This is a genomic window from Streptomyces niphimycinicus (genome assembly GCF_018883605.1).
Lineage (GTDB): Bacteria > Actinomycetota > Actinomycetes > Streptomycetales > Streptomycetaceae > Streptomyces > Streptomyces niphimycinicus.
On the sequence record NZ_JAHLEM010000391.1, the window covers coordinates 1 to 348 of the forward strand.

Annotated in this window: 1 pseudogene; it reads left to right on the forward strand. The window is 67.0% G+C overall.

From position 1 onward, the window contains the following. Positions 1 to 154 precede the first annotated feature (154 nt). Positions 155 to 348, forward strand: a pseudogene (locus KN815_RS30300) (hypothetical protein); the annotation flags it as partial.

A 348-nucleotide genomic window follows, 5' to 3' on the forward strand; every position in this document is an offset into this window, starting at 1 on the left:
CGGGTCTTCGAAGTTGAGCGGTGTGTGGCCTTGAGTGGGCTGATCGGCTGTCACGTTGTGTGAGATCCCGGGGTGTTGGGTGGCCCCGACAGCAGGATGCCCGTGGGTGATCATTTCTGTTCTCTACGCAGAACGATCACCGGAAACCACGGGCTTGGACAACGATACCGATGCGACGTTGCTGCTCGAGCTGGACGGCCTGGCCGTCGCAACGGTGGAGCGGCTGGAGGACGGCACCCGCAGGGTGCATCTGGCCACCGCGGACCACGGCGCGCGGGCCTGTCCCGTGTGCGGGGTGTTCGCCACGAGGGTCAAGGGCCCGGCGGTCACCCGGCCGCGTGATCTGCC